23 protein-coding genes are annotated in these 23,387 nt (G+C 58.3%); 3 read left to right on the forward strand and 20 right to left on the reverse strand.

Annotated features, from left to right (window positions below):
• Window positions 1-40 precede the first annotated feature (40 nt).
• From IE089_RS07370 to IE089_RS07410, 9 genes are all read right to left on the reverse strand, one after another.
• Window positions 41-271, reverse strand: a complete 231-nt coding sequence (locus IE089_RS07370; protein WP_189476762.1) for a formate dehydrogenase subunit delta — start codon at window positions 269-271, stop codon at window positions 41-43.
• Complete coding sequence (gene fdhD / locus IE089_RS07375; RefSeq protein WP_189476764.1) at window positions 255-1,082, reverse strand: formate dehydrogenase accessory sulfurtransferase FdhD; 828 nt, start codon at window positions 1,080-1,082, stop codon at window positions 255-257. The genes IE089_RS07370 and fdhD overlap by 17 nt, the downstream gene beginning before the upstream one ends.
• The gene (gene fdhF / locus IE089_RS07380; protein WP_189476766.1) at window positions 1,082-3,931 is read right to left on the reverse strand and encodes a formate dehydrogenase subunit alpha; all 2,850 of its coding nucleotides are present in this window, start codon (window positions 3,929-3,931) and stop codon (window positions 1,082-1,084) included. Before fdhF ends, fdhD begins: the two co-directional genes overlap by 1 nt.
• 15 nt (window positions 3,932-3,946) lie before the next feature.
• Entirely contained in the window at window positions 3,947-5,494 is a 1,548-nt protein-coding gene (locus tag IE089_RS07385; protein WP_189476768.1) for an NADH-ubiquinone oxidoreductase-F iron-sulfur binding region domain-containing protein, read from the reverse strand.
• The gene (locus tag IE089_RS07390) at window positions 5,491-5,949 is read right to left on the reverse strand and encodes a formate dehydrogenase subunit gamma (RefSeq protein ID WP_189476770.1); all 459 of its coding nucleotides are present in this window, start codon (window positions 5,947-5,949) and stop codon (window positions 5,491-5,493) included. The genes IE089_RS07385 and IE089_RS07390 overlap by 4 nt, the downstream gene beginning before the upstream one ends.
• A 30-nt stretch (window positions 5,950-5,979) precedes the next feature.
• On the reverse strand, window positions 5,980-6,396 hold the full coding sequence (locus IE089_RS07395) for an SRPBCC family protein (RefSeq protein WP_189476772.1): 417 nt from the start codon (window positions 6,394-6,396) through the stop codon (window positions 5,980-5,982).
• Between the two features lie 184 nt (window positions 6,397-6,580).
• Window positions 6,581-7,687 carry an S-(hydroxymethyl)glutathione dehydrogenase/class III alcohol dehydrogenase gene (locus tag IE089_RS07400; protein ID WP_189476774.1) on the reverse strand — a complete coding sequence of 369 codons (1,107 nt, stop codon included), beginning with the start codon at window positions 7,685-7,687 and terminating at the stop codon, window positions 6,581-6,583.
• Window positions 7,688-7,796: 109 nt separating this feature from the next.
• Window positions 7,797-8,657, reverse strand: a complete 861-nt coding sequence (gene purU / locus IE089_RS07405) for a formyltetrahydrofolate deformylase (RefSeq protein ID WP_189476776.1) — start codon at window positions 8,655-8,657, stop codon at window positions 7,797-7,799.
• 99 nt (window positions 8,658-8,756) lie between these two features.
• The gene (locus tag IE089_RS07410; protein WP_189476778.1) at window positions 8,757-10,154 is read right to left on the reverse strand and encodes a hypothetical protein; all 1,398 of its coding nucleotides are present in this window, start codon (window positions 10,152-10,154) and stop codon (window positions 8,757-8,759) included.
• A gap of 226 nt (window positions 10,155-10,380) precedes the next feature.
• Between IE089_RS07410 and mutS the strand changes: the two genes are divergently transcribed.
• Window positions 10,381-12,915: a DNA mismatch repair protein MutS gene (gene mutS / locus IE089_RS07415; protein WP_189476780.1), complete on the forward strand. Its 2,535-nt coding sequence runs from the start codon at window positions 10,381-10,383 to the stop codon at window positions 12,913-12,915.
• A 75-nt stretch (window positions 12,916-12,990) separates the two neighbouring features.
• A complete protein-coding gene (gene fdxA / locus IE089_RS07420) occupies window positions 12,991-13,314 on the forward strand; it encodes a ferredoxin FdxA (RefSeq protein ID WP_189476782.1) in 324 nt (107 codons plus the stop codon).
• Window positions 13,315-13,379: 65 nt separating this feature from the next.
• Here the strand turns inward: fdxA and IE089_RS15890 are convergent, their stop codons facing one another.
• Window positions 13,380-14,471, reverse strand: coding sequence for an energy transducer TonB (locus IE089_RS15890; protein ID WP_229802632.1), 1,092 nt, complete (start codon window positions 14,469-14,471; stop codon window positions 13,380-13,382).
• A 120-nt stretch (window positions 14,472-14,591) separates the two neighbouring features.
• Between IE089_RS15890 and IE089_RS07430 the strand changes: the two genes are divergently transcribed.
• Window positions 14,592-15,338, forward strand: a complete 747-nt coding sequence (locus tag IE089_RS07430; RefSeq protein ID WP_189476784.1) for a hypothetical protein — start codon at window positions 14,592-14,594, stop codon at window positions 15,336-15,338.
• Here the strand turns inward: IE089_RS07430 and IE089_RS07435 are convergent.
• From IE089_RS07435 to eno, 10 genes are all read right to left on the reverse strand, one after another.
• Entirely contained in the window at window positions 15,328-15,879 is a 552-nt protein-coding gene (locus IE089_RS07435) for a 3-keto-disaccharide hydrolase (RefSeq protein ID WP_189476786.1), read from the reverse strand. The genes IE089_RS07430 and IE089_RS07435 overlap by 11 nt on opposite strands.
• A gap of 65 nt (window positions 15,880-15,944) precedes the next feature.
• Window positions 15,945-16,991, reverse strand: coding sequence for an RNA polymerase sigma factor RpoS (rpoS, locus tag IE089_RS07440; protein WP_189476788.1), 1,047 nt, complete (start codon window positions 16,989-16,991; stop codon window positions 15,945-15,947).
• A gap of 119 nt (window positions 16,992-17,110) precedes the next feature.
• The gene (locus IE089_RS07445; protein ID WP_189476790.1) at window positions 17,111-17,932 is read right to left on the reverse strand and encodes a peptidoglycan DD-metalloendopeptidase family protein; all 822 of its coding nucleotides are present in this window, start codon (window positions 17,930-17,932) and stop codon (window positions 17,111-17,113) included.
• A gap of 26 nt (window positions 17,933-17,958) precedes the next feature.
• Entirely contained in the window at window positions 17,959-18,885 is a 927-nt protein-coding gene (locus tag IE089_RS07450) for a DUF368 domain-containing protein (protein WP_229802633.1), read from the reverse strand.
• A gap of 3 nt (window positions 18,886-18,888) precedes the next feature.
• Window positions 18,889-19,521 carry a protein-L-isoaspartate(D-aspartate) O-methyltransferase gene (locus IE089_RS07455; RefSeq protein WP_229802686.1) on the reverse strand — a complete coding sequence of 211 codons (633 nt, stop codon included), beginning with the start codon at window positions 19,519-19,521 and terminating at the stop codon, window positions 18,889-18,891.
• Window positions 19,522-19,543: 22 nt separating this feature from the next.
• On the reverse strand, window positions 19,544-20,608 hold the full coding sequence (gene truD / locus IE089_RS07460; protein WP_189476792.1) for a tRNA pseudouridine(13) synthase TruD: 1,065 nt from the start codon (window positions 20,606-20,608) through the stop codon (window positions 19,544-19,546).
• Complete coding sequence (gene ispF / locus IE089_RS07465; RefSeq protein WP_189476794.1) at window positions 20,599-21,075, reverse strand: 2-C-methyl-D-erythritol 2,4-cyclodiphosphate synthase; 477 nt, start codon at window positions 21,073-21,075, stop codon at window positions 20,599-20,601. The genes truD and ispF overlap by 10 nt, the downstream gene beginning before the upstream one ends.
• A gap of 9 nt (window positions 21,076-21,084) precedes the next feature.
• Window positions 21,085-21,795, reverse strand: coding sequence for a 2-C-methyl-D-erythritol 4-phosphate cytidylyltransferase (ispD, locus tag IE089_RS07470; RefSeq protein WP_189476796.1), 711 nt, complete (start codon window positions 21,793-21,795; stop codon window positions 21,085-21,087).
• The gene (ftsB, locus tag IE089_RS07475) at window positions 21,792-22,097 is read right to left on the reverse strand and encodes a cell division protein FtsB (RefSeq protein WP_229802634.1); all 306 of its coding nucleotides are present in this window, start codon (window positions 22,095-22,097) and stop codon (window positions 21,792-21,794) included. The genes ispD and ftsB overlap by 4 nt, the downstream gene beginning before the upstream one ends.
• Window positions 22,097-23,386 (reverse strand): phosphopyruvate hydratase, encoded by a 1,290-nt coding sequence (gene eno, locus IE089_RS07480; protein ID WP_189476798.1) that lies wholly within the window; start codon window positions 23,384-23,386, stop codon window positions 22,097-22,099. Before eno ends, ftsB begins: the two co-directional genes overlap by 1 nt.
• Window position 23,387: the final 1 nt, after the last annotated feature.

Here is a 23,387-nt window from a genome sequence, read left to right on the forward strand (position 1 = left end):
CTCCGGGAAATTTAGACCAGTGTAACCCAAGCAAAACGTCTCAGGCGTTGGCTTGCTCGGCAAAGCGCTGGGCGACTCGGGCGGCCACTGGCGAAAGCTGTTCGGCGTCAGTCTGCCACCGTGTCACCAACTGATCGCGCATCTGCGGCGTCCAAAATCGCTCCAAGTGACTAACGCAACCCTCCAGGGCGCGATCGGGATTGCGGTTTTCGCCCATGTTCAGAGCGATCTGATTCAGCATTCGCACCAAATGGTCAGTTTCCTGCGTCACAAGCACGCTCCTCTGCAGCACCGGAAACTCTGTTCGGGTGGGTGTAAACCGTGTGTCGTCGCTCGCTGACCCTGGCCACAAGCGTCAGCCCACTGCGCTGCGCATGCTCCACTGCCAACGAGGTGGGTGCTGAAACAGCAGCGAGCACAGGAATGTTGGCAGCCGCTGTCTTGGCCACCATCTCATAGCTGGCACGGCTGGTTACCAAAACAAACCCCTCGTCTTGGCGGTGTTCACATTGCAGTGCACCCAGCAATTTATCCAGTGCATTGTGCCGCCCAACATCCTCGCGAACACATAACACTTCACCACTCGGTGAACAGAAGGCAGCGCCGTGGGAGGCACCTGTTGCATCACGCAGTGGTTGGCGCGCAGTAAGCGTGGTGACAGCTTGCGCAAACGCAGCAGGAGGCACAGTGAGCGAAGACTGCACTGGCTGCGGCACTGAGATGGCCTGCTCCAGCGACTCAGCGCCACACAGTCCGCAGCCGGTGCGGCCCGCGAGATTGCGTCGGCGCTCTTTCAATGCAGCCTCGACGGCACTGGCAACTTCAAGCCGTACTTCTAACCCCAGCGGTTGGGCGTGCACGCTAACACCATAGAGTTGGTCGGGACTGGACAGAATGCCCTCGGAGAGACTAAAGCCCAGAGCAAAGTCCTCCAGGTCAGTGGCGGTGGCCATCATGACTACATGAGAGATCCCGTTGTACACCAGCGCAACGGCGGTCTCATCCACCACCGGGTCGTCGGAGGGAGAATCGCTACCCGAGAATGTGGCCGGAACGTCAATTGCGCCCGGCGTATTGCCCATCACTCGCGCCCGGCCTCCGCCAAGAGCGAGGTCTGTAGCCTGTGAACCTCCCGGTGCCTGCGCTGCCACTGGGAGGGTTCCGCGACCTTCTCCACGTGGACGGCTGTGACCTTGTACTCGGGACAGTTGGTGGCCCAGTCCGAGTTATCCGTAGTCACCACGTTGGCACCGGACACCGGGTGATGGAAGGTGGTGTATACCACGCCTGGCTTCACGCGCTCCGAGATCGCGGCCCGCAGCACGGTATCTCCTGCGCGGCTGCTGATACCCACCCAATCCTGCTCACTGATACCGTATTGCTCGGCGTCATGGGGATGAATCTCCAGCACATCCTCTTCGTGCCAGACGGTGTTCGCGGTGCGTCGAGTCTGTGCACCCACATTGTATTGGGACAGAATGCGCCCGGTTGTCAGCAGCAGTGGGAAGCGGCGGTTTGCGCGCTCCTCCGTGGGCACAAATTCCGTGATACCAAAGTAACCCTTACCACGCACAAAACTGTCTACGTGCATGATCGGGGTACCGGTGGGCGACTCTGTGTTGCAGGGCCATTGCACACTGCCCTGCTCATCCAGTCGCTCGTAGCTGACTCCGGCGAAGGTCGGGGTTAGTGCTGCAATCTCATCCATGATCTCAGACGGATGTGAATAGGTCATAGGGCAACCCATGGCATTCGCCAAAGCCTGTGTCACCTCCCAATCTTCCATACCGGCTTGTGCCGGCATCACCTTGCGGACGCGGGAGATACGGCGCTCGGCATTGGTGAAGGTACCGTTCTTTTCAAGAAAGCTGCTGCCCGGCAAAAAGACGTGGGCGAATTTGGCGGTCTCATTAAGAAAGATGTCCTGCACCACCAGGCAATCCAATGCCGAAAGCGCAGCCTCGATATGGTGTGTATTGGGGTCAGACTGGGCCACGTCTTCGCCCTGGCAATAAAGACCGCGGAATTCGCCCGCGACGGCGGCATTAAACATGTTGGGAATGCGCATGCCAGGATCGGGATCCAGACTGACGCCCCAGTGCGACTCAAACAGGCTGCGCGTGGCGGCATCGGAGATATGACGGTAGCCCGGCAGTTCATGCGGGAAGGATCCCATGTCGCAGGAGCCCTGTACGTTGTTCTGCCCGCGTAGGGGATTCACACCCACCCCTTCCCGACCCAGATTACCGGTGAGCATTGCCAGGTTGGCAATGGCCATCACCGACGTAGAGCCCTGGCTGTGCTCGGTCACACCCAGCCCATAATAAATCGCTGAATTACCGCCAGTGGCATACAGGCGTGCGGCGCCGCGCACCAATTCAGGATCCACGCCGGTAAACTCCGCGCTGGCCTCCGGACTGTGCTGTGGTTCCTGAATAAACGCCAGCCACTCTGCAAACGCCGGTTCCTCACAGCGGTCAGCGATGAAGTCGCTGTCCTGCAGACCCTCTTCCACAATGGTATAGGCAAGCGCATTGAGGATAGCGACATTGGTGCCCGGATTTACCGGCAGGTGATAGTCGGCACGGATGTGTGCGGTATCCACCAGTTCTATTTGCCGGGGATCAATAACGATAAGACGCGCACCTTCGCGCAATCGTCGCTTCATCCGTGAGGCGAATACAGGGTGTGCATCGGTGGGGTTCGCCCCCATGATCAGCACAACATCGGCTTTCGCGACTGAGGCGAAGGTCTGGGTTCCCGCTGACTCGCCAAGGGTAGTCTTCAAACCATACCCTGTGGGCGAGTGACAGACCCGCGCACAGGTATCCACGTTGTTGTTGCCGAAACCCGCCCGCACCAGTTTCTGCACCAGATAGACTTCTTCATTGGTGCAACGCGAGGAGGTAATCGCGCCCACGCTATTGCGCCCGTGTTGTTCCTGAATCCCGCGGAAGCGCGCCGCGGTGAATGCGATCGCCTCCTCCCAACTGACTGTTCGCCAGGGCTGATCGATGCTGTCGCGCACCATGGGTTCAGAAATACGGTCTTTATGCGTAGCGTAGCCGAAGGCAAATCGTCCCTTAACGCAGGAGTGCCCTTCGTTGGCATGGCCATCCTTGTTCGGCGTCATGCGCACCACGGTGTTGCCGCGAAGTTCTGCCTTGAAGGAACAGCCAACGCCGCAGTAGGCGCAAGTCGTTATCGCGCTGTGCTCGGGAACACCCGCATCAATAATGCTGTTCTCTGTGAGAGTTGCGGTGGGACAGGCATCAACACAGGCGCCACAGGACACGCAGTCCGAGTCCATAAACAATTCGTCTTGACCGGCGGACACCTTGGAGTCAAAGCCGCGTCCATCAATGGTGAGCGCGAAAGTACCTTGTGTTTCTTCGCAGGCGCGCACGCAGCGCGAGCATACGATGCACTTGGACGCATCGAAGGTAAAATAGGGATTACTGGTGTCTTTGTCGGCGCTTAAGTGGTTGGCACCTTCAAAACCGTACCGCACTTCGCGCAGACCCACTTCGCCGGCTGTGTCCTGCAGCTCGCAGTCACCATTCACCGGACAGGTCAGGCAGTCCAGCGGATGATCGGAGATATACAGCTCCATCACGCCGCGGCGCACCTTGGCCAGTTGATCGGACTGGGTGTTCACCACCATGCCTTCAGCGACCGGGGTTGTACACGATGCGGGTTTACCGCGCATACCCTCGATTTCTACCAGGCAAATACGACAGGAACCAAAGGGCTCCAGGGAATCGGTTGCACACAGGCGAGGTATCTTCACGCCGGCGTCTGCCGCGGCGCGCATCACCGAGGTGCCCTCTGCAACCGTTACCTCTACACCGTCGATGGTGAGCGAAACCGTCTGCTCGGACTCCCGGAGCGGTGTACCGAAATCCGGTTGCGGTTGGTAAAACTGCAACATGCCAATCTCTCCCGGCTAGCTCGCCTCGGCCGCCAACCCAAAATCCTCAGGGAAATACCTTAGTGCGCTGCGCACCGGCGAAGGGGTAAGCCCCCCCATCGCGCACAGCGATCCATGCTCCATGGTGTCGCACAGATCTTCCAGCAGAATTTTCTGTGCGGTGTCTGCGGGATTCGCGACCAATTTATCGATCACTTCGACGCCGCGGATTGAACCCATACGACAGGGAGTGCATTTGCCGCAGGATTCCGCCACACAGAAGGCCATGGCAAAACGCGCCTGCGCAGCCATATCAATTGTATCGTCAAAAACAACGACGCCGCCGTGACCCAGCATGGCACCGGCCTGCGCAAAGGCCTCATAATCCAGCGGCAAATCCCATTGTGCTTCCGGGAGGTAGGCACCAAGAGGACCGCCCACCTGAATAGCGCGCACTGGCCTACCGCTGCGTGTACCGCCGCCCCAGTCGAAAACGATCTCCCGCAAGCTGATGCCGTAGGGCACCTCTATCAAACCACCACGCGCAATATTACCGGCCAACTGCACCGTGAGGGTGCCCCTTGATCGCCCGGTGCCATGGGCCTGATACGCTGCCGCACCCTCAGCAAGCACAGTGCTGGCAGCCGCAAGTGTCAGCACGTTATTGACTACAGTGGGCTTACCGAAAAGCCCCTCCAACGCCGGCAACGGAGGCTTTGCGCGAACCATGCCTCGCTTGCCTTCAAGGCTATCGAGTAAAGCGGTTTCTTCACCACAAATATAAGCGCCGGCCCCGAGACGCACCTCGATATCAAATGACTTGTCGCTGCCTAAAACACGCTCTCCCAGCACACCGGCCAGACGCGCCGCGTCAATGGCTTCATTCAACATTAACTGTGCGCGTGGGTATTCTGAGCGTAAATAGATGTAACCCTGAGTGGCGCCAACGGCGATGCCCGCAATCGCCATACCCTCCAGAAGCTGAAAGGGATCACTCTCCATCAGAAGTCGATCGGCGAAGGTGCCCGAGTCTCCCTCGTCAGCGTTGCAAACGATGTACTTCTGGTCGGCCTCGGCGCCCAAAACTGTGCGCCATTTAATGCCCGCAGGAAACGCGGCACCGCCACGCCCCCGCAATCCGGAATCCGTAATCTCTTCCACGACCGCATCGGGTGTCAGACTCAACGCCCGCTCCAGTCCCTGGAGTCCGCCCAGAGCCCGATAGGTATTAAGGTCAATGGGGTCGCCCTCACCCGCGCGGGCGAAGGTCAAGCGGTGCTGGTTGGCAAACCACGGCAGTTCGGCAACTTCGCCAAGGTAGTTGGGATGCGACTCAGGATTATCGAGCAGTGTGGCCAACAACCCCTCCGCATCTGACGCCATCAATTCGCCAATGCCTATGCGCTTTCCCTGCCAATCCATCTCCAGCATTGGCTCCAGCCAGAAGGCGCCGCGAGAGCCACTGCGAATGATGTTCAGAGGCACATCCGCCGCAGCCGCCTGTACTTCAAGTACCGCAACGAGGGCATCAGCGCCCAGGGCTCGTGCCGTTGTGTCTCCGGAAATGTAGAGCGACAAGGTCATGCTTCCTGCCTCATCGCAGCCATCAGTGCATCGAATTGATCGGCGTCGACGCGCGCATGGACAGCATCTCCAATGCGCACTGACGGACCGCAGGCACAGTTACCGAGGCAATAGACGGGCTCCAGCGCGACATCACCACCACTGCTATGACCCACGGCCACACCCAGACTGGCTTCGGCATGCGCTTTTAGCGCGTCCGCGCCATTGGCCTGACATGCCTCTGAGACGCAAATCTGCACCGTATGCCTGGCGGGAGGCGTCTCTCGAAAGTCGTGATAAAAAGACAGTACACCGTGGACCTCTGCCCGGGAGCGATTAATCGCTGTGGCTATGGCGGGTACGGCATCGGCAGGAACATAACCCAGTGCGTGCTGGATACTGTGCAACATGGGCAACAACCCACCGGGAACATCGCGGTAGCGACTGATGCACTCTTCTATGCGGATATCGTTCACAGTGGCACGCCCCTAGCCTCATCACTCGTCTTAAGAAATACCAGCAAGATAGACCTGCAGTCCGCGAAGCTGACCCAATTGCACCGTATCAACTGCCGGTGCAATAACGTCCAGGCCTTGCACACTGAACCCGCCTACCTCATAACGATAACGCAGTTCGGTAGTCTCGCCTTCGCCTGAAAGGGTAAAGCTCATGCTACCGGCGACGCCCATGAACTGCAGAGGGCCCAGCCCGCCCTGCATGACAAGACTAACTCCGGGGCGAGCTTGAACCACGCGCATGTGCTCTATGCTTCCGCCGTCGTCCAACATCTCACAAAAACAACCGCCCGCCTTCGCATCCAAGCTGAACGCAGAGGCTTTACCGCCGTGGGAGTGAGTGGCATCCCACCACCGATCTATCTCAGCAGTCAGCGCCTCCCAAACTCGCGTCGACGAAGCTGGCATCTCGATGACGTGCTCCGACAAGAATCCGCGCTTGTCCACCGCAAGTAGTTCAGCCCTCGCAGTTCCAGCAGATAGCAGCGTAGAAATTACGAGCAAGAAAAGAGCGTGCAACGCTGCTCTTACACCACCAGAGCCAACACCTATCCGTGAATTCACTGTCGCGGAGGAAGCCATCTAGCGCACCCTAGAACTGCACCACCGAACGAATACTCTCGCCATCGTGCATCAGGTCAAAGGCCTTGTTGATGTCGTCAAGGGGCATGGTGTGGGTAATCAGATCGTCAATGTTGATACGGCCGTCCATATACCAATCTACGATCTTGGGGACGTCTGTGCGACCGCGGGCGCCTCCAAAGGCTGTGCCTTTCCAGCTACGGCCCGTCACCAGCTGGAAGGGACGTGTGGAAATCTCCTGCCCTGCACCGGCGACCCCGATGATGCAGCTTTCGCCCCAGCCTTTGTGGCAGGCTTCCAGTGCCTGACGCATGGTGTTCACGTTACCAATGCACTCGAAAGTGTAATCGAGCCCACCGCCTGTAATCTCAACCAGATGACCAACCACGTCATCCACATCTTTGGGGTTCACGAAATCGGTCATACCGAACTGTTTGGCCAGCGCCACTTTATCGGGATTGAGGTCAACACCGATGATACGAGAGGCGCCCACCATCTTGGCGCCCTGAATCACATTGAGGCCAATACCGCCTAGACCCCAGACCGCCACGGTGGAACCCGGCTCTACGCCCATAGTGAACGCAACCGCACCGATACCCGTGGTAACGCCGCAGCCGATGTAGCAAATCTTGTCGAAGGGTGCGTCTTCACGCACCTTGGCCAGGGCGATCTCCGGAAGCACCGTGTAGTTAGAGAACGTGGAGCAACCCATGTAATGCAGAATAGGTTTACCGTCTAGCGAAAAGCGGCTGCTACCATCGGGCATGACGCCCTGCCCCTGGGTCTCGCGGATCGCCTGGCAGAGGTTGGTCTTGGGGTGAAGACAGAAATTACACTCCCTGCATTCAGGGGTGTACAGCGGAATGACATGGTCCCCGGGCTTCAGACTGGTCACGCCGGCACCCACATCCACTACAACACCGGCACCCTCGTGCCCCAGAATCGCCGGAAAGGCGCCCTCAGGATCGTCACCCGATAAGGTGAATGCGTCGGTATGGCATACGCCTGTGGCTTTGATTTCTACCAGAACCTCGCCGGCACGCGGGCCTTCAAGGTCGACCTCAACCACTTCCAGTGGCTTACCAGCTTCAAACGCGACTGCAGCACGGGTCTTCATGTATCACTCCTGATTGTTTTAATTGCTTTCTATACGCCCCCGAGGCCGACTCGGTGCACCCTAAGCACCCAGTATAGAACGCGGCATAGGCTTGGGGGCCAGGCCGCACTCAGCGGCGGAATACCACCGTGCGGTTACCGTTCATCAACACGCGATGCTGGGCGTGCCAATTCACGGCGCGATTGAGCACTACGGTCTCTACGTCCCGCCCGATCTCAACCAGTTCATCTGGTGAATTAGCATGGGACACGCGCTCCACTGCCTGCTCGATGATTGGCCCCTCGTCGAGGTCAGCGGTCACGTAATGTGCGGTCGCGCCAATGAGCTTTACACCACGCTCATAGGCCTGATGGTAGGGCTTGGCGCCCTTGAAACCCGGCAGGAAGGAATGATGGATGTTAATCGCTCTGCCGGACAATTGGCGGCAAAGGTTATCCGACAGAATCTGCATGTAGCGGGCCAGCACCAACAGCTCCGCATCGGTGTCTTTCATGATCTGTAGAATCTGTGCCTCTTGCTCGGGACGGTTCTCGTTAGAGACCGGCAGGTGGTAATACGGCACGCCGTACCACTCGCAGCTATTGCGCATGTCATCGTGGTTAGAGACAACCGCGACAATATCCACGGGCAAGGTGCCTGCACGCCACTTGTGCATCAGGCCGTTGAAGCAATGTCCCCACTTCGAGACGGCCAGCACGATCTTCATGCGCTGGTCTTGATCGCGCAGTTGCCACTCCATATCAAACTCCGCGGCAATGGCGGAAAACTCCTCACGCAGCGAGGCCAGTGTCTGGTCGTCACAGTCGGCACAGGTAAACGCCGTGCGCAGGAAGAAGCGGCCCGTCTGACGGTCCTCGTGCTGGGTAGACTCCTCGATGTTGAAGCCTTTCTGTGCGAAGAAGCCCGACACACTGGCCACAATGCCAGGCTTATCGGGGCAGCTCAGTGTAAGAACAGTATTGGTTGTCATGCCGAGTCCCTGAAGGCGCTTTTATCAGGGCCGCTATGCTGCCAGACCTGCAAACTGAACGTCCATCGCCTAATTAGGCGGGATTGCAACAGCAGCTACCTACTCTTGCATGCCGTGATAAAGCAGTCTGATCAAGAGCCGCACGCCATCGTTCGTTTTAAGCTCTGTATAGCGCGGTCCCTCACGACGGCCGACATCCCGGATATCGGCCATTAACTCAGGATGAAACTGACAGGTGAAGGATCGCCGGATGGTGTGGGTTTCCCAATCCTTGTAGTAGATACAGGTGGTAGATACTTCGGTCCAGTGACTCGCATTCACCTGTGTGCGGGAGAGAATCTCGATGGCATAGGGCAGCTGCAGCAGCCAAGATAAGGGCGATACAGCCAGCTCGTAACGGATGGGGACAATCGCGTCGTGCAGTGTTTTATAAGCCCAGTTGGCGAATAGCGCCGCCTCTTCATTCACTTCATCACCATGAAACATCTCGATGTGCAGCTCACGCTCATGCTTGAGCATGGTATCAATCACACCATCAAGTTCATCAGCGATCAGCGCATGGGTCTCATGCAGCTCACCGGGAATGTGGTCGGCAGAGCGACTGCGCTGGTAGGGCAACAACCGCCGGGTTCCCACCTCGAAGTCCTCATTGCGGGCCACGGAGAAACTGGAATCATGCCAGCCGCGGGCAATCACATTACCTTCCTTGATGACCTCCAGATTTTCACCGACCTCGCTGATGCGCGCGCAGACTCTTCTAAGGGAGGCCAGGGCTGTGCCCTCAGGATCCAGTGGCAAATAATCCAAGCGCGACACTTCCCGCACGGCGCGTTTCAGGAGGCGCACATGCGAGGCCGCCGCTAACTGATGTCCAAGGCAAATGAAGATGCTGGGGCCACTGCTCGATGAACGATGCAGCAACAGCTGATCGACAAGGCCAAGCATATCTTCCAAGTTTGCTTTCGCACCATCAAAGCTGCTTGCATCGTGCACCGAGGGATTTCCACCCTGTACGACGGTAGCAATGCCGGCGCTGAAGACGCTGGCCAGGCGCTCAGGATCATGAACACCGCTCTCCCACACCGGATAGAGAATCGTGTCAGCATCGGCAACCTGCTGCAGCACGTAGGCGATATTTTTGGAGGCGCGTACCGCCTCCCCCTGTTCATTGATGCCCACGTTTTCCCAAGGCTCAATGACAGAAACGCTGTGTCTGTAAATCTCGGGAACACCCATCACTGCGTCCAGTTCTGTTCGCGAGCGAATGACTTTCTCCAGCGGCGGGGCAACGCCCCACTCGAAAAGTTTATTGTCGATGAGGATATCCCGCCCCGGAAACGGAGAGGGTGATTCGCGGTCGCTGAGAAAATAACCCAGCAGCGCATGAATGGACTGCGTACTGGCTGCGTGACTGCCCAGAATACCGGGCCGGGTTCGCCACCCCAAGCGGCGCAGCGTGTCCAGTTGCGGTGTTGTAGTACTGCCTGTAGCTGCCATAGGCAATCCCTGTCGGTGGCGAGTCAGCCACCTAGTCTCTAACCAGATCGCGATGCACGCAAGTGTCGGGGGGCGCAATTTGTACGCGGCACTAGCGTGCATACTCCGGTGACGAACAGCCGGCAAATACCGTGACCCACAGGATACGGATACCGTACAATCGCGCTCTACTTTGGGGTAAATCATCAACGCAGTGAGCAACGCCAAGCCTTCGCAACATACTCCCATGATGGTCCAGTATTTACGGATCAAACAGGACCACCCCAACGAGCTGGTGTTCTATCGCATGGGCGACTTTTACGAGCTGTTCTTTGACGATGCAAAGCGCGCTGCTGAGCTTCTGGACATCACACTGACCGCCCGCGGCAAGTCCGCGGGCGAGCCTATTCCCATGGCCGGCGTGCCCTACCATGCGGCAGAGGGCTATCTGGCGCGTCTGGTAAAAGCGGGCGTCTCGGTCGCGATTGCCGAACAAATAGGGGACCCCGCCACCAGCAAGGGCCCGGTGGAGCGTAAAGTTGTCCGGGTCGTCACCCCCGGCACGGTGTCTGACGAAGCATTAATGGATGAACGCAGCGACAACCTGCTGCTGGCGATCAATCCTCTAGACAAGCTCTATGGCCTCGCCTACCTGGATCTGAGCTCCGGTCGATTCAGGCTACTTGAAGTGCACGCCGAGGAAGCGCTGCTCAGCGAACTCCAGCGCCTCAATCCGGCTGAAGTACTGTACGCGGAATCGCTGACAATGAGCGATGTGACTGATAGACCGGGCAGTCGACCGCAGCCTGACTGGGAGTTCGACCTGGACAGCGCCAGGCGCACACTGAACACACAATTCCAAACGCACGACCTCAAGGGCTTCGGCTGCGATGACCTCGAACTTGCCCTAGGCGCGGCGGGTTGCCTGCTCTCCTACGTCAAGGACACCCAGCGCAGCAGCCTGCCCCACTTGCGCAGCATCGGCCATGAGAGGCGCAACGACAGCGTCATAATGGACGCTGCGACGCGTCGCAATCTGGAAATTGATGTCAACCTCGCAGGCGGTGACACCCACACCCTGTTAGAGGTGATGGATTCAACGGTGACAGCCATGGGTAGCCGTTTGCTACGCCGCTGGTTGCACAGGCCGCTCACCGATACCCAAATCCTCATCGCCAGACAGCTAGCGATTGGCGCTCTGGCCGAGAACTATCGCTATGAGAGCCTGCGCGGCACCCTGAAAGGGGTCGGCGACATGGAGCGCATTCTAACCCGCGTCGCGCTGCGCTCTGCCAGACCTCGGGACCTGACGCGCCTGTTGTCTTCGCTGCATTGCCTGCCGGCGCTGCGCAGCGAACTCGCCAGTTGCGAGGCGCCATTGCTGGCCACGTTGCATGAGGATGCCGGCACGTATCCCGCGCTATGCGATCTTTTGGATCGGGCCTTGATAGAGAACCCGCCGGTAGTGATCCGCGATGGCGGCGTGATCGCCGATGGCTACGACAGTGAACTGGACGAGCTGCGACAGATTTCTACCAACGCAGGTGACTACCTGCTGGAGATCGAGCGACGCGAGCGCGAGGCCACAGGTATCAGTACCCTCAAGGTGGGTTACAACCGCGTACACGGTTATTACATAGAGATCAGCCGCAGCCAGTCAGATCAGGCGCCTACTGAGTACGTTCGTCGCCAGACACTGAAAAACGCTGAGCGCTTTATCACGCCAGAGCTGAAGACCTTTGAAGACAAAGCGCTGTCCAGCAAGAGCCGGGCTCTAGCCCGGGAAAAGGCGCTGTACGACGAGCTGCTGGAAACCTTGAATGAGGCGCTGGGCAGTCTTCAGCTGACGGCGGCGGCGGTTTCGGAGATAGACGTTCTGACAGGGCTGACGGAGCGCGCGCAGAGCCTGGACCTGCACTGTCCCGAGTTTACCGAGCAGCCCCTATTCGAAGTGGAGAAGGGTCGGCATCTGGTGGTAGAGCAGGTGTTGGACGAGCCCTTTATCGCCAACGACACCGTGCTGAATGAGCAGCGTCGTATGCTTCTGATAACCGGCCCCAATATGGGTGGTAAGTCTACTTACATGCGCCAGAACGCCATCATTGCCCTGCTGGCACACGTCGGAAGCTTCGTGCCGGCCGCGGCCGCCCGCATGGCGCCGCTAGATCGAATCTTCACGCGGATAGGCTCATCCGATGATTTGGCATCGGGCCGGTCGACCTTCATGGTAGAAATGACCGAAACCGCCAATATCCTGCACAACGCCACGCCTCGCAGCCTGGTACTCATGGACGAAGTCGGTCGTGGCACCAGCACCTTCGATGGTCTCAGCCTGGCGTGGGCGGCGGCGGTCAATCTGGCACAACAGGTGAAGTCATTCACGCTGTTTTCCACCCACTACTTTGAAATGACTGCCCTGCCGGATTTGTGCGACACCATGGCCAATGTGCATCTGGATGCCACTGAGCATCAGGATCACGTGGTATTCCTGCACAATATCCAGGAGGGCCCCGCCAATCGCAGCTTCGGACTGCAGGTCGCCAAGCTGGCCGGCATTCCCCAGGCCGTACTGACGGCGGCTGGCACCAAGCTCAAGGAGCTGGAGCAGGGTCAGTCCTCCGCAGAAAACCGGCCCTCGCCGGCACCCGTGCCCGCTCAGGCAGAGCTATTTACGCCCGCCGAGCACCCGGCCGTTTCATTGCTTGATGAGCTGGATGTGGATTCACTGAGCCCGCGAGACGCCCTACAACTGCTTTATCAGCTAAAAGACACCCTGCAATGAAGGCACTTTGCAGAGTTCGGCCCAGCCGTTAAACTACCGCCCCTTAGTTACCCCCCCGGACGAGGTTGAGGCGGAATGACATTTGTTGTTGGCGAAGATTGTATTAAGTGTAAACACACTGACTGCGTTGAGGTTTGCCCGGTCGACTGTTTTTACGAAGGCCCCAACTTTCTGGTTATTCACCCTGACGAGTGCATTGACTGCGCGCTGTGCGAGCCCGAGTGTCCGGTAGACGCCATCTTCTCCGAGGACGAATTACCCGAAGATCAGCAGGTATTCCTTGAGCTGAACGCAGAGCTGGCTGAGGTGTGGCCGAACATTACCGAGATGAAACCTGCCCCTGCAGATGCTGAGGAATGGGCCGGCAAGCCTAATAAGCTGGCCTTACTGGAGCGGTAACCGCCCGCCGGATTGAAAAAAACTCGCCGATGGCGGGTTTTTTATTGGGCGACTGATTAGCGAAATCAACCACTGGCCAACTGATGCAGCTGGAAGCGAGTTCCTGAGCGCCCTGATACCTCTACCTTGCACTGATTCCAGCCCACAGGCACGCGCCAGGGTTCTGTCGCAGGAAAGCGCAGGCTTTGGTCGCCCTGAGCGCAGCTGAGCATCACACCATCCACCTTACCCCGCACGCCATCGAGGCGCAAAACTCCGCGGGATAAGCGCGTCTCCCAAGCGCCGGGGCCGCCCCGATAAATGGGCGTAAGTTCTCCGGCGATGGCCACATCAGGCATACTACGGAACTGACGATCCGATGCCAGATGCTGCTCCTTCGCGCGGGTCGTAACTTCACTACCTGCACCGATAGCGATCATTTTATCCAGAGTGGCAGCCGCATCCGCCAGCATCGACCGCTCAAGTTGTAAGCTGTGAATGCGCTCCAGCATCAACAAGTATTGATTGCGCTCGATGTAGGGATTTTTGAAACGGTTCCCGTCAGCCAATGTCTGCAACTCAACCGCACGCTCCAAATGAGACAACTCCGCCGCCGTATCGTCCCAACGACTGGAAATGGAGGCCGCCAGAATCTGCCACTTAACCTCTTCGTAGCCGCTACGGCCGGGTATGGCCTTGAGTTGAGCGGCGAGATCGAAGGCTCCGTCATAGTCTTCCGCATTAAAACGTTCCCAGGCCTGCTGGTACATCGCATCAAAATCGGGGGACAGCTCGCGGGGTTTATCGACAATCCAGGTATAAAAAACCGGGCCCACAAAAACCTTCACTGGGTTGCCGTTGCGCATGGCGGGACGAAACTGCTGGGCTGACACCTGATTCAATATGCTCTGCTCAGCCTGTAGAACGCCATTGGAGCTATGAATTTCGGGATTAACAACAGCGCCAGTGGTGTCGATTTCGTAGGTGTAGACCAGCCAGGCTTCCGTTTCGTAGCCGCTGGGCAATGAGGGATCGGCACCTGCGCCAATCGGTTCGGGCGGCACGAACTGGGCCCGCGCAGGCAGCGCCACCAGTGCACATAAAATCAGCATCACCCAGACCAGTAGGGTCTTGCGGGGCGTTTCGACCTCAGTGGTCGACCTTCCGTAATGCAACATAAGAGCTAACGTCCTTGCTAATTCCAGACTCTGATAATAGCAGAGCCGCGCTGCCAACCGTGACTACTCGGGTCGCAAGCTTTGATACACTGCCTGCGTCACTGTTTACGGAAAGTCAGTATGGACTGGCGCGTCGCCTTTGGCCTCAGTATTACCATCACCTGGATCACAGCCGGGCTTTTCTATCTGCTTGGCATCGTAGGCTGGGGGAACTTTGTTTACCTGCCCACGGCAGACATCGGCAGCTTTCTTGAAGGGGCCTTCGCCCCACTGGCATTTCTGTGGCTGGTGATAGGCCACTTTATGCAGCAAAAAGAAATTACGGCCAACACCAAAGCCATCAATATTCAGGAAATGAGCGCGCGCCGACTTGAACTGCACTCGCGGCGGGACAGCTACTTCAAGCTGCTTAGTCTGGTACAGGATCAACTGGGCGCCATTGCCAGCTTTCACTACATGTCAGTCGTCGGTCCCACTGGCACAGGCGAATTAAGCTCCGATGACTTTACTGACCTGCGATCACAGTCGAGTAACGGCGACCCTTCGCTGTTCATTCGCAAAATGATCGGGGTGGTTGTAGACAGCAATGACGAGCCAGAAAAAGTGCAGGAAATTCTGTTTGGCACTGATATCAGGACACGGCATTCACACAATTTCCTCAACACTTTCCAGCGGCTGCTGGACAGCGCCGAGAGCGTCGATACCGATCGTATGGTTACCGACGCACTGCTCTACGGCTCGGCCTTCGGCATTTATTACCGCATCCTCCGGCACGCCGAGGGCGACGAAAGGATGAATCCGATTACAGGCATTATGGCTGTGCAAAGTCATGCTGAAGCCGTCAAGCGTGGCGTAGCTAGCGACTGATTTCGATACTCCGGAAGCGAACCTCACCGCCGCCCCAGCGCTGAAGGGCAATAAAGCCTGCGGGCAGCGAGGCATCCGTTAGCTCTGCGGTGCGCTCGCCATTCACGTAAACCCTGATCTGATCACCGCGGGCAATAACTCGCAGGGTATTCCAGCCATCCAGGGTGTGTACCGTTGCCAGCGGCGGCATAGCGCGGAAGACAATTGCACCCGTACGAGCCGCTTGATTAGGATGTTCGTCCCAGATATTCAGTTCAAAACAGGTCTCTGGATGAATGCGCTGCATGTCCTGACAGCGAATGAAGACACCGGAGTTAGTCTGGCTATCGATAGAAAACTGTACGCTGAGCTCAAAGTCTGTCACCACACCTGGGTGCAACAAAAAGCCATCACCCTCTTGGTCAGGCCCGCCGCCAACGATCATGTCATCTTCAACACGCCAGATAGCAGCGCCCACGGCCTGCCAGCCGGTGAGGTCGGTGCCATTAAAAAGAGACTGTGGAGAATTGTCGGTTCTGGCATGCACACTGCCGAGCGACAATGCGATGCCGACGGCTGCCAGAAGGCAGCCTTGGACATAAGGCCTGGCCCAAAGCAGGCCGGGTATCAACTGTTGAATAGCGACTCGCCGGTGAGACCCTGCGTTTCCATAATCTGGCGCAGCCGTTTGAGGGCCTCTACCTGAATCTGACGAACACGTTCACGCGTCAAACCGATCTCGCGCCCCACTTCCTCCAGCGTGCTGCTTTCATAGCCGCGCAGACCGAAACGGCGGGACACCACTTCCCGCTGCTTATCGCTGAGCTCGTCCAACCAATGGGAAATGCTGTCCTTGATATCGCTGTCCTGGAGCAACTGCGACGGGTCGGATTCTCTGGTGTCTGCAATGGTGTCCAACACCGCCCTGTCTGAGTCCGGCCCCAACGGCGTGTCCACCGATGTTACCCGCTCGTTCAGCCCCAGCAGGCGCTTCACATCCGCGGCAGGCTTATCCAGCATCTCGGCAATTTCTTCGGCGCTGGGCTCATGATCCAGTTTCTGTGTCAGTTCGCGAGCAGCGCGCAAATACACATTGAGTTCTTTCACCACATGGATTGGCAGACGGATGGTACGCGTCTGGTTCATGATCGCGCGTTCTATGGTCTGGCGAATCCACCAGGTGGCGTAGGTTGAAAAACGGAAGCCGCGCTCGGGATCAAACTTCTCAACCGCTCGTATCAAGCCGAGATTACCTTCCTCGATGAGGTCCAGCAGTGTGAGTCCGCGGTTTATGTAGCGGCGCGAGATCTTCACAACCAGGCGCAGGTTGCTTTCGATCATACGCTTGCGTGCAGCTTCATCACCCTTGAGTGCCTCGCGGGCAAAATACTTCTCCTCATCCGCTGTAAGCAGCGGCGAGTAGCCGATTTCGTTGAGATAGAGCTGCGTAGGATCCAGCGAGCGTTCTGCCTTGCGCGAGGCTTTGGCTTTCTCAAATGCCGCCTCATCGCGCGCAACTGCGCTGGCCACTTGGGTATCCCCGGTCTCGCTTTTTGGTTTTGCGGTCGCTTTCTTACTGGCAGATTTGCCTTTACGCCCTGCAGCTTTCGTTGCGGCGCTTTTCCCCGAGTTTGACGTCCGTTTCGGGCGTGCTCCTGTGGCATCCACATCCATGGCCATACCCCTTGTTCTAATACGAATGGTGAGTATTTCGCGCCGGCCCAACAGATTAACTCAAGCGCTGGTGGAAAAACAAGCAAACTTGGCCATCCCAAATGGGGCGCCCGTGCGACCTATCGACGCGGCAACAGCCGGATAGGGTCTATGGGTTTACCGTCTCGTCGGATCTCAAAGTGCAAATTAACGGTTTCTGTTCCCGTGCTGCCCTTTTCTGCGATCTTCTCACCCGCCCTCACCGTGTCGCCCTCGCCCACCAACAAGCGGTCATTATGCCCGTAAGCGGAGAGGTACTGTTCGTTGTGCTTGATAATCAACAATTCGCCAAAGCCGACGATTCCGGTACCGGAGTACACCACCTTCCCTGCAGCAGTAGCGACAACCGCATCTCCCCGCTCTCCGGCAATGTCGATGCCTTTGTGGAGACTGCTTGAGAAACGCCGTGTCACCCTTCCCTGCGCAGGCCAGCGCCATTGTTTCACCGGCGCCCCGGTGTATTCCGGTCCGACAGTTTTAGTCGGCGCCGATGACGGCTGTGTGACAGTGGTTGATTTTGTACTCGGTGCAGCGGGCTTGGGCGCCGCCACCGGCGCAGTAGGCACGGGTTTGGGCACTGGTGTCGCGGCGGTCTTCGGCGCCGTTTTAGGTGCGCTTGCCGGGGTACTGCGCGACGAAGTGCTGGGCGGTGAGCCTTTCAGCTTGAGCCGCTGTCCGGGGTATATCGTGTAAGGCGCAGGGATACCGTTAAGTGCTGCAACGCGCCGGTAATCCAGCCCATATACAAAAGCTATCCCGTAGAGAGTGTCTCCGCCTTTGACTGTGTAGGTGCCCGGTGTGGGCCCGCTGTAACGCACACGGCGATCTTCAATGGGCGCGGGCGGATTACCGCTGCAGGCTACCAATACCAAAAGACTGCAGGTCAGGATCAGTCGTCGCATGCCTGCATCATCGGACGACGGGCCTTTCAGCCCTCGCTACCGACGCTCCCATAACGGGACTCGATAAACCACACCAATGCAAAGCCGGTCACCATTAGCACCGTACACAAAGCCACCTGGGGCTCATTTCCGGTAAAAGTCAGGTACTGTGCCGGGCTAACGGGAATCTGCTGCACCGCCTTGAGTTCGCCGTGGCGATCAACCACCCAGTCCAGCACCTGCTTCCAGGGCCACACGACAGCCAGGGAACCCAGCAGGAAGCCCGTGAGCAGCGCCATAGTTGAGGCATGGGCGCGTTGCAGCAACCAATGCAGGATGCGTGAAAAGACCATTAGGCCTGAGCCAGCGCCGGCTGCGAATACCACCAGCACCGTCAGATCGAACTGGGTAATCGCCGCAAGAATGGTGGCATACATGCCCAGCAACACCAAAATAAAGCTGCCCGAGATGCCCGGCAGGATCATGGCACAAATGGCGATGAAGCCCGCCAGGAAGACGCCGGTGAGTCCGCCCGCAAAGCCTACAATGGGGGATAGCGCGATAGTCAGGGCAACACCAGTGCCGATGACGAGCCACAGACTACGCAGAAAGGTCCATGCGGGCACCTGCCGGATAAGCACCAGTGTCGAAGCCAGGATCAAGCCAAAAAAGAAGGCCCACAATGGCACCGGGTGGTTTTCCAGCAACCAGCTGATACCTCGGGCGAGGCTGAGCATGCTGATTGCAATACCTGCGACCAAGGCCAGCAGGAAAGCCCCATCAACATGCTGCCAGGCTGCTTTGAACTTACCTGCAAGCAACAATCGAAGCAGCGCCAGGTCGAAGTGGCGAATTGCTGCCAGCAGGCGATCGTAGATACCTGTGATAAACGCCATAGTGCCACCCGATACCCCGGGAACTATGTCAGCGGCACCCATCAAGGCGCCACGCAGAAAGATTCCCAGACTGGTCACGCGCTAACGTACCGTGCCCGGTCTCAGGGGCACAAAACGCACAGGTTCAACGATATCGGTTTCAAACCCCTGATCAGTGCGGGTAACAACGTGGAGCTGTTGCCTGTCTTCCCCAACCGGCATCACCAGGCGTCCGCCTACAGCCAGTTGGGCCAGTAGCTCATGCGGTATGGTCGCGGGTGAGGCAGCGGAAAGAATGCCATCGAAGTCGCCCTGACCGTCCCAACCCAGCCCACCATCTGCATGGCGCAACTGGACGTTGCGCAGCTTCAGTTTGCGCAAACGTTGACGCGACTTATCCAAGAGCGGCTTGATGCGCTCCATGGCGTAGACTTCGCCTACAAGTTGCGCCAACACGGCGGTTTGATAGCCGGAGCCGCTGCCGATTTCCAATACCCGCTGCCGGGGCCCTGAGGCCAATAGCAACTCGGTCATGCGGGCAACGATATACGGTTGCGACAGAGTCTGGTTAAAGCCAATTGGGAGAGCGGTATCCTCATAGGCGCGGTGCGCCATGGCCTCATCGAGGAATAGGTGCCTGGGCGTCGTGCGGATAACATCCAGCACCGCCATATTGCTAATGCCCTGATCAACCAGACGCTGGATGAGGCGCTCGCGCGTGCGCTGGGACGTCATCCCAATCCCACTGATATCCGCACTATTCAATGCTGGCGCCACTCCCCACGTCTCCGTCATTGATCTCGACCAGTTCTGCTACCACCGCTGTGGCGTAGCTGCCCGCCCCCAGGCTGAACTCAAGTCTAAGAGCATCATCATCACAAAACTCCCAACAAAAGTCATCCGGCAACACGCGTGCGGGGCGATAGGCAAGGCTAAGACCCTGGTTACAGAGACCGTCCGCAACACCCTGCCATTCTCCAAAGCAGTCATAGTAAGCCTGATGCCTAAGTGCAGAACCCAACGGTTCCCCGCGCCCCCAAAGTGGTAAGGCAGGATGAACATCGCCCTGCCGGCAGCGCTCGGCCACGGATGGGTCTTCACCATCGAAGGCGAAAACACTGTGAGTGCCATTGAGCATGCAGGCGTCACCCTCTGCGACCTCACACCAGGTACCCGCCTCAACACGTTCCGCCAGAAGCGCATTGAACAGTGCAGAGCGCAGCGCTGACAGGTAGAGGGATTTTCGGTTTCTGGCAATTCGCCTGCCTCCACGGTCCAGCCAATGCCTGGCCTGCGCCAGGGTGCTGCCGTTGTGACCAAAGCGCTGCACACCAAAGTAGTTAGGCACCCCGCCCTGAGCCACCTGTTGCAAGCGCTGCTCCAGTAACGATTTGTCGGGCGTACGCAGATCGCGCAGCGCCAGTACAAAACAGTTGGCGCGATGAACGCCGCGGCGGAGTTTTTTGCGATGTTGCTTCACCTCAAGAATGGCAACACGCCCGTCGGCTTCCAGTGATCGCCAGTCGGGCGCCGGCTTGCCGGCAAGGCCCACACTCAGCCATTGTCGGGTAACCGCACGGCTGTCTTTGAGGCCGCTATAGCCCACATCTCGCCTGGGAACATTGGCCAGTGTCGCGACCTGCTGCGCCAACTCCTGGGTGCCGATGCCGGTTTTCTCGATCCGCAGAAAGGCATGCTCGCCCTCCCCCTCGGGCTCAAAGCCGAGAGATTCTTCGACAAAGAAGTCCTGTGGCGAAACGCGCAGAGATGCTGTACCCAGAGGATCACCCAGGGCCAAAACAGGTTTTGGATTCAGGGACAAGGCGACAACAAGACGACCGCGTGCGCAGCAATGCCTTCCCTGCGCCCGGCGAAGCCCAGGCCCTCGGTTGTGGTGGCTTTGATATTGACCTGGCCGATATCGCTCTTCAGGTCAGCGGCCAAATTCTCGCGCATCTGGAGAATATGGGGTGCCATCTTCGGCGCCTGCGCGATCAAGGTGGCATCGAGGTTGCCCAGGCAGTAGCCTTGCTCACTGATCAATGCCATCACGTTGCGCAGAAGGACGCGGCTGTCGATGTTGGCATTGGCGGGGTCAGTGTCCGGAAAATGGTGTCCAATATCGCCCAGGGCCAATGCACCCAGCAGCGCATCACAGATAGCGTGCAGCAACACGTCGCCATCGGAATGCGCTTCCAGGCCCGCCTCATGGGCGATCTTTACGCCGCCCAGCACCACATGATCGCCGCTCGCGAAGCGATGAACATCGTAACCATGCCCTATACGCATGAATCTCACCTACTCGTCTTCAGCCGGATGGCTCAGATAGTATTCGGCCAACGCAAGGTCGGCCTGCACCGTCACCTTGAGGTTGCCCGGCGACCCGGCCACAAGCTGCACCTCATGCCCTGCCATTTCCATGGCGCTGGCTTCGTCGGTGACGACCTTGCCCTCGCGGCGGGCATCGCGCAGTGCATCGCGCAATTCTCGCAACCGAAACATCTGCGGCGTCTGGGCGCGCCAGAGGTTCGCCCGGTCCGGCGTGGATTCTACCTTGCCTTCTGCAGTGGCCCGCTTGACTGTATCGACCACAGGTTCGGCAAGCAGGCCACCAACGCCACTTTGCTGTACTTCTGTGATCAACCGGTTAATCGAGGTGACCGCCACACAGGGGCGGGCCGCATCGTGAACCAGAACCCAGTCATCGCCACCTGCCTGCTCTGCCAGCAAATCCAATCCAGCCAGCACCGAGTCAGCCCGTTCACGACCACCCGGTGCAATTCGCACGCGCGCGTCCCGTAAACCCACGATGTCATCATTGCGACGGTCGGCCGGGTCCAGCACCACGGCAACCGCACGAATATCCGGGCAGGCCAGTAGCGCATTCAGGCTGTGTTCCATGACAGTGGCACCGGCCAGCGGCAGGTATTGCTTGGGTATCGCGGCCGCCATTCGCCTTCCGCTGCCCGCGGCGGGCAACACCGCCCAACAACTGGGAGAGTCGCTCATTGCTGCGAGTCCTTCGCCTCGGACGCGTCCTTATCAACAAACTGGTAAAACACTTCGTCCTCGCGCACCAGATTGAGCTCTTCCCGCGCGCGCTGTTCCACAACGGCCGTGCCGTTTTGCAGTTCCAGCACCTCGCGTTCTAACACAGCATTGCGAGCGCGCAACTCAGCGTTGACGGCCTCCTGCTCAACCACCTGCTGCTCCAGACGATGCTGCTCGGCGAGACTGCCCTCCGCGATCCACAGCCGGTATTGCAACACCAGCAGCAGAAGAACGAGCGCGCCAAGCAGCCAGCGCATCATCAGGCCTTGCGAAACTCCGCCATGCCCCGGTAGGGCGCACGCTCACCCAACTCAGCCTCTATGCGCAATAGGCGGTTGTATTTGGCAACGCGATCGGAACGGCACAGGGAGCCGGTTTTGATCTGACCAGCAGCCGTGGCCACTGCCAGGTCGGCAATGGTCGTGTCTTCGGTTTCGCCGCTACGGTGCGAAATGACAGCTGTATAACCTGCCGCCTTCGCCATGGCAATCGCGTCCAGCGTTTCGCTGAGGCTACCGATCTGGTTGAACTTGATCAGGATGGAGTTACCCACGCCCTTTTCGATCCCTTCTTTAAGAATGCGGGTGTTGGTCACGAACAAGTCGTCACCCACCAATTGAATACGGTCACCGATTTTATCGGTCAGCAGCTTCCACCCATCCCAATCCGACTCATCGAGTCCATCCTCGATAGAGATGATCGGATGACCGTCCGCCAGTGCGGCGAGATAGTCGCAGAACTCGGCGGAGCTGAACTGCTTGCCCTCACCTGCCAGGTCATAAACACCGTCGCGATAAAATTCTGAGGCCGCGCAATCCAGCGCCAGGGTGATATCGCTGCCCAGTGAGTAGCCAGCCTTGGCAACGGCATCAGCAATAGCTTCCAGTGCAGCTTCATTCGATGGCAAGTTGGGTGCGAAGCCGCCCTCGTCGCCAACGGCAGTATTCAAGCCACGCGCAGAAAGTACTTTCTTGAGCTGATGGAAAATCTCGGCGCCGGCGCGCAGGCCCTCAGCAAAGGTGGGCGCTGCAACTGGCTGTACCATGAATTCCTGAATATCCACATTGTTGTCAGCGTGTTCACCGCCATTGAGGATATTCATCATGGGCACAGGCATGCTGAGCTCACTGGTGCCATTGATATCAGCGATATGGGAGTACAGCGGCACCTTGCGCGAAGCCGCAGCGGCCTTTGCCGCGGCGAGGGAAACGGCCAGAATCGCATTGGCGCCAAATTTAGCTTTGTTGTCGGTACCGTCGGCGTCGATCATTGCCTTGTCCAGCGCACGCTGGTCATTCGCGTCGCTGCCCACCAGCAGATCACGAATAGGGCCATTCACGTTAGCGACCGCCTTGAGAACGCCCTTACCCAGGTAGCGCTCGCCATCGCCGTCGCGAAGCTCCAGCGCCTCGCGCGACCCCGTGGACGCACCAGAAGGCGCGCAGGCGGACCCGACGTCACCCGAATCCAGGGTGACTTCCGCCATTACGGTGGGATTGCCCCGGCTATCCATGACCTCATAGGCCTGAATCTGGGTAATTGTGCTCATC

The sequence above is a fragment of the Parahalioglobus pacificus genome, assembly GCF_014652275.1.
Lineage (GTDB): Bacteria > Pseudomonadota > Gammaproteobacteria > Pseudomonadales > Halieaceae > Parahalioglobus > Parahalioglobus pacificus.